This is a genomic window from Micromonospora acroterricola (assembly GCF_003172955.1).
Lineage (GTDB): Bacteria > Actinomycetota > Actinomycetes > Mycobacteriales > Micromonosporaceae > Micromonospora > Micromonospora acroterricola.
Genome location: NZ_QGKR01000327.1, coordinates 1 through 6,213 on the forward strand (window position 1 = coordinate 1; position 6,213 = coordinate 6,213).

The window sequence follows — 6,213 nt, forward strand, 5'->3', positions numbered from 1 at the left end:
CCCCCGCGCTGGTCCGGGCCACCACGCCCGCCCTGACCGCCGCGCTGGTCCGGGCCACCACGCCCGGCCTGACCGCCGCGCTGGTCCTGGCCGCCGAGCCCACCCCCCGGGCCACCGCGTCCGCCCTGTGAGCCCCGTTGTGCCGGCCCGCCACGTCCGTCCTGGGCGGCCCGGCCGCTGCTGGTGCCCTGCCCGTCGGGTGTCGCGCCCGCCTCGTCCTCGAGACGCAGGGTCAGTGAGATCCGCTTGCGGGGGACGTCCACGTCGAGCACCTTGACCCGGACGACGTCACCGGACTTCACGACCTCGCGGGGGTCCTTCACGAACGTCCGGGACATCGCCGAGACGTGCACCAGACCGTCCTGGTGCACCCCGACGTCCACGAACGCGCCGAACGCGGCCACGTTGGTGACCACGCCCTCCAGGACCATGCCCGGCGTCAGGTCACCGATCTTCTCGACTCCCTCGACGAAGGTGGCGGTGCGGAACTCCGGCCGGGGGTCGCGGCCGGGCTTCTCCAGCTCGGCGAGGATGTCGGTGACGGTGGGCAGGCCGAACCGGTCGTCGACGAAGTCGGTCGCCCGCAGGCCGCGCAGGATCGTGCTCTTCCCGATCACCGACCGCAGGTCCTGGCCGGTGGTGGAGAGGATCCGGCGCACCACCGGGTACGCCTCGGGGTGCACGCTGGACGAGTCGAGCGGGTCGTCGCCGTCGGGGATGCGCAGGAAGCCGGCGCACTGCTCGAACGCCTTGGGCCCGAGCCGGGCCACCTTCTTCAGCTCGGCTCGGGAGCGGAACGGCCCGTTGGCGTCGCGGTGCAGCACGATGTTCTCGGCCAGCCCGGCGCCGATCCCGGAGACCCGGGTCAGCAGCGGCGCGGAGGCGGTGTTGACGTCCACCCCGACCGCGTTGACGCAGTCCTCCACCACCGCGTCCAGCGACCGGGACAGCTTCATCTCGGACAGGTCGTGCTGGTACTGGCCGACCCCGATCGACCGCGGATCGATCTTGACCAGTTCGGCGAGCGGGTCCTGGAGCCGGCGGGCGATGGACACCGCGCCGCGCAGCGACACGTCCATCCCGGGCAGCTCCTGCGAGGCGTACGCGGAGGCCGAGTAGACCGACGCGCCGGCCTCGGAGACGACCACCTTGGTCAGGTTGAGCTGCGGGTGCCGTTTGATCAGCTCACCGGTCAGCTTGTCGGTCTCCCGGGAGGCGGTGCCGTTGCCGATCGCCACCAGCTCCACGCCGTGCGCGCCGGCCAGCCGGGCGAGGGTGTCGATCGACTGGTCCCACTGCCGGCGCGGCTCGTGCGGGTAGATGGTGTCGGTGGCGAGCACCTTGCCGGTGGCGTCCACCACGGCGACCTTGACCCCGGTCCGCAGGCCCGGGTCCAGCCCCATGGTGGGTCGGGTGCCGGCGGGCGCGGCGAGCAGCAGGTCACGCAGGTTCATGGCGAAGACGCGTACCGCCTCCTCCTCGGCGGCCTGCCACAGCCGCATCCGCAGGTCCGCGCCGAGGTGGATGAGGATGCGGGTACGCCACGCCCAGCGGACGGTGTCGGCCAGCCAGCGGTCGGCCGGGCGGCCGGCGTCGGACACGCCGAACCGGCCGGCGATCACCGCCTCGTACCGGCTCGGGCCGGTCGGCGCGGCGTCGGCCTCGCCAGCCTCCTCCGGCTCCATGGTCAGGTCGAGCACGCCCTCCTTCTCGCCCCGGAACATGGCGAGGATCCGGTGCGAGGGCAGCTTCGGGTACGGCTCGGAGAAGTCGAAGTAGTCGGCGAACTTGGCGCCGGCGGTCTCCTGGCCCTCGCGTACCCGGGACACCAGCCGGCCCCGCGACCACATCTGCTCGCGCAGCGTGCCGATCAGGTCGGCGTCCTCGGCGAAGGTCTCGATGAGGATCGCCCGGGCGCCCTCCAGCGCGGCGGCGGCGTCGGCGACGCCCTTCTCCGGGTCGACGAACCCGGCGGCGGTCGCTCGCGGGTCCTGGGTGGGGTCGGCGAGCAGCGTCTCGGCCAGCGGCGCCAGCCCGGCCTCGCGGGCGATCTGCGCGCGGGTCCGCCGCTTCGGCTTGTACGGGAGGTAGATGTCCTCCAGCCGGGACTTCGAGTCGGCGGCCATGATCTGCGCTTCCAGGGCCTCGTCCAGCTTTCCCTGGCCCCGGATCGACTCCAGCACCGCGGCCCGCCGCTCGTCCAGCTCGCGCAGGTAGCGCAGCCGCTCCTCCAGGGTGCGCAGCTGGGTGTCGTCGAGCAGGCCGGTGGCCTCCTTGCGGTAGCGGGCGATGAACGGCACGGTGGCGCCGCCGTCGAGCAGCTCCACGGCCGCCCGCACCTGACGCTCGGCCACGCCGAGCTCGTCGGCGATCCGCTGATGAACAGACTGGGTCACGATCTCGATCCGCCTTCGACTCGATCCGCCTTCAAAGAGCGGGTACCGCCTGCATTGTGCCGGGCGCTCCGGGGCGCTGTCGTCGCGCCCGGCCGGGGCGACCCGTCGGCGGCCCCGCCCGGCCTGCGCTAGCGTGGCGATCATGGAAACAGCTGCGGAGCCGCGCGCCCGGCGGCTCTTCGGCGGCAGCGCCCGGACCCTCGGCGACCTCGCGGGCAACCCGTTCCGCGCCGACCGGGACCGGATCGTCGGCTCGCCGTTCTTCGCCCGCCTCGGCGGTGTCACCCAGGTGATCAGCCCGGTCGGCTCCGGGCTGCTGGTGCACAACCGGCTCACCCACAGCCTGAAGGTCGCCCAGGTGGCCCGCGCGATCGCCGAGCGGTTGACGGGCGACGGGCGGTGGCGCGACCTGCTGGACAAGCTCGGTGGCTGCGACCCGGACGTGGTGGAGGCCGCCGCGCTCGCCCACGACCTGGGGCACCCGCCGTTCGGGCACCTGGGTGAGCGGGTGCTGGACCGGCTGGCCCGGCAGCGTCTCGGCCTCGCCGACGGTTTCGAGGGCAACGCCCAGTCGTACCGGATCGTCACGAGCACCGAGATCCGGGGCGCGGCCACCACCGGGCTGGACCTGACCGCCGCGGTCCGCGCGGCGATGCTGAAGTACCCGTGGACCCGGCTGGACTACCCCGACCCGCATCCCCGCACGATGGACCCGCCGCCGCGCGGGGCCACCCCGCCGCCGGACGACCCGGAGAGCGGTTCGTCGAAGTTCGGCGCGTACCGGACCGAGCTCGACGACCTGCGGCAGGCCCGGGAGCCGTTCGCCGGGCGCATCCCGGACTGGCAGCAGACCGTGGAGGCGTCCGTGATGGACACCGCCGACGACATCGCGTACGCCATCCACGACGTGGAGGACTTCTACCGGGTCGGGGTGCTCCAGCAGGGCGCGGTCTCCGCCGAGCTGATGGCCTGGCAGCGGGAGAGCGGGCACTTCCGGGCGATCACCGACGCGGCGCTGGCCACCGCGGCCCGGCGGCCCGGCGCGGCGATCGAGCGTCTGCGCCGGCAACTGCACCGCAAGGACGCCTGGATCGCCGACGACGACGCGTTCGCGGCCGCCGTCGAGCACGTCCGGGAGGAGCTGGTGGACGGGCTGCTGGCGATGCCGTTCGACGGCTCGATCGAGGCCGAGCAGTACGTGGCGCGGTTCTCCGCCCGCTGGTCCACCCGCTTCGTCGAGGCGATCACGGTGACCGAGCAGCCGTCGGTGCGCTCCGGGTACGTGCTGCTCGGCTGCGCCCAGTGGCACGAGGTGCAGGTGCTCAAGTTCGTCCACCACCGGTTCGTGCTGGCCCGCCCGGATCTCGCCCTGCACCAGCGGGGTCAGGCCCGGCTGCTGGGCACGCTGGTCGAGGCGCTGTGGGAGTGGCTGCTCGACCCGGAGGAGGAGTCGCGGCTGCCGCGCCGGCTGCACGACCTGGTCGAGTTGGCCGAGGCGGAGCTGCACCCGCGTGCCCCGGACCGGATCGGCCGGGCCCGGGGGCGGGCCATCGTGGACTTCGTCGCGCAGCTCACCGACGGCCAGGCGGTGGCCATGCTGGACGCGCTGTCCGGCCGCTCCGGCGCGCTCTGGACCGACGCCTTCGTGCTCTGAGCGGCCCGCCGGTCAGGCGACGGCCTGCCACCAGCCGTCGACCGCGGGCGGGTCGTCGACCACCACGCGCTCGCCAGGACGGGGCACCGCCAGCCGGACGTCGCGGGCCTTCGCCTCCGCCCACAGCCGGTTCACCGGCTCGGACCAGTCGTGCAGGGCCAGGTTGAACGTCGCCCAGTGCACCGGGATCAACAGCCCGCCGCGCAGGTCCAGGTGGGCGTCGACCGCCTCCTCGGGGAACATGTGGATGCTCGGCCAGGCCCGGTCGTACGCGCCGATCTGCATCAGCGTCACGTCGAACGGCCCGTGCTCGGCCCCGATGGCGGCGTACCCGTCGAAGTAGCCGGAGTCGCCGGTGTAGAAGACCTTGCGCCGGGCCCCGGCGACCACCCAGGAGCTCCAGAGCGTGCCGTCGCGGCGCAGCCCCCGGCCGGAGAAGTGCTGTGCGGCGGTGGCGGTGATCTCCAGCCCGGCGACCCGGTGTGACTCGGCCCAGTCCAGCTCGATGATCCGGTCTGCGGGTACGCCCCACCGGTCCAGGTGCGCGCCCACCCCGAGCGGCACCAGGAACGGCGCCGACTGGCGCGCGACCAGCTCCCGGACGGTGGCCATGTCCAGGTGGTCGTAGTGGTCGTGGGAGATCAGGATGGCGTCCAGCGGGGGCAACTCGTCCAGGCGCACCGGCGGTTCGTGCAGTCGGCGGGGACCGACCAGGCCCGACGGCGAGCAGCGCTCGCTCCAGACCGGGTCGAGCAGCACCCGCCGACCCTCGATCTCGATCAGCGCCGAGGCGTGGCCGTACCAGACGATGTTGAGCTCGTCGGCGGTGTCGGCGGCCTGTGGTGCGCTCGGACGCAGCAGCGGCACCGCCGTGCTCGGGCGCCGCTTCTGCTTGCCGAAGATCAGCTCGCGGAGCAGGTTGCGACCCGGTTCGGCGACCATCGTGCGGGTGCCGGCCTGGTTGTGGAAGGTGCCGTCGCGGAACTGCGGCGAACGGGCCGCCCGTTCGGCCCGGGCCCCGGCCAGGCGGCCGCCCAGCGCCGCCGGCACGTCCCGGGCAACCCAGGCCAGGCCGGCCAGCGCGGCCAGCCCTGCCGCGCCGCGCATGCGTCGCCCGAGCGACCGTTCGACGTTCGTGCGCTCCGCTGGTGCCATCGCCGTCCCTCCGCCGTGTCCCGCACTACACGGTAGTCACCCGGGCCGGCTCGCGCTCCGGCGGTCGCCGCACCGGGCCGATCGCCGCCACGGCGACCGGCCCGGGAGCGTGCTCAGCCGCCGTTGCTGGGCCGGCGGGCCGCCATCCGGTACGACGTGCCGGCGCCGGCGAGCCGGTCCACCGCGGCCAGGAACCGGGGGCCCATGGCGGCCCGGGCCTGCACCGCCGGGTGGGTGGCGCCGAAGTTGTCCGGGTCGGCCTGCCCGTCGGCGAAGAGCGCGTACGTGAGCACCGCGGCGCCGGACCGGTCGAAGATCACTCCGGCCTCGTGCCGGGCGTCGGCGAACCAGCCCGCCTTGGTGGCGATCCGGGCCCGCTCGTCGGAGGACATGGTGCGCCGGATGCCGTCGGTGAACGCCACCGGGGAGCGCAGCAGCCCGAGCAGGAACGTCGTCGAGGCGGGGGAGAGCAGGGTGCCGGCGACGAGGGCGCGCAGCAGGTCGTGTGTCTCCCGTGGGGTGCTGGTGCCGAGGAAGAACCTGTTCGGGTTGGCCACCGGCTCGACCTGGGTGTTCGGGAAGCCCTTGCCGACCAGGATGGCGTTGATCTCGGCGGCCGGGCACACCAGGCCGCACAGCCGCACCGCCGTGTCGTCGGAGACGGTCAGCAGGTTGGCCAGCACGTGCCCGAGGGTCACGCTGCTCGGGTACGCGCCGTCCAGGCTGAAGATGCCGTCGCCGCCCGGTACGACGATCGCCGCGGTCACCTCGACCCGCTGGTCGAGGGTGAGCAGCCCCCGGTCGACCTTGTCGAGCACCGCCGTGGCCACCGCGATCTTGTTGACGCTGTACGCCTCGATCCGCCGGTCCGCCTCGGCCGCCACCGCGACGACCGGCGAACCGGCCGGGTCGGCCACGCTGACGTACGCCTGCCAGTTGCCGCCGGCCTCGGTGCTGCGCCGGGTGTAGCTGGCGGCGACCCGGCGGGCGGCCTGGGCGGGGGTGGTG

4 protein-coding genes are annotated in these 6,213 nt (G+C 74.1%); 1 reads left to right on the forward strand and 3 read right to left on the reverse strand.

Features of this window, described 5'->3' with window-relative positions; all coding sequences use genetic code 11:
- The coding region (locus DKT68_RS28080) for a Tex family protein (RefSeq protein WP_236647103.1) at positions 1 to 2,396 on the reverse strand (2,396 nt) is incomplete at its 3' end.
- 142 nt (positions 2,397 to 2,538) lie between these two features.
- Here DKT68_RS28080 and DKT68_RS28085 point away from each other — a divergent pair.
- Complete coding sequence (locus DKT68_RS28085; RefSeq protein ID WP_109820399.1) at positions 2,539 to 4,050, forward strand: deoxyguanosinetriphosphate triphosphohydrolase family protein; 1,512 nt, start codon at positions 2,539 to 2,541, stop codon at positions 4,048 to 4,050.
- Positions 4,051 to 4,062: 12 nt separating this feature from the next.
- Here the strand turns inward: DKT68_RS28085 and DKT68_RS28090 are convergent, their stop codons facing one another.
- Together DKT68_RS28090 and DKT68_RS28095 are read right to left on the reverse strand one after the other, a co-directional pair.
- Positions 4,063 to 5,205 carry an MBL fold metallo-hydrolase gene (locus DKT68_RS28090; RefSeq protein ID WP_109820396.1) on the reverse strand — a complete coding sequence of 381 codons (1,143 nt, stop codon included), beginning with the start codon at positions 5,203 to 5,205 and terminating at the stop codon, positions 4,063 to 4,065.
- Positions 5,206 to 5,318: 113 nt separating this feature from the next.
- A partial coding sequence (locus tag DKT68_RS28095; protein ID WP_109820397.1) for a serine hydrolase occupies positions 5,319 to 6,213 on the reverse strand: 895 nt, incomplete at its 5' end.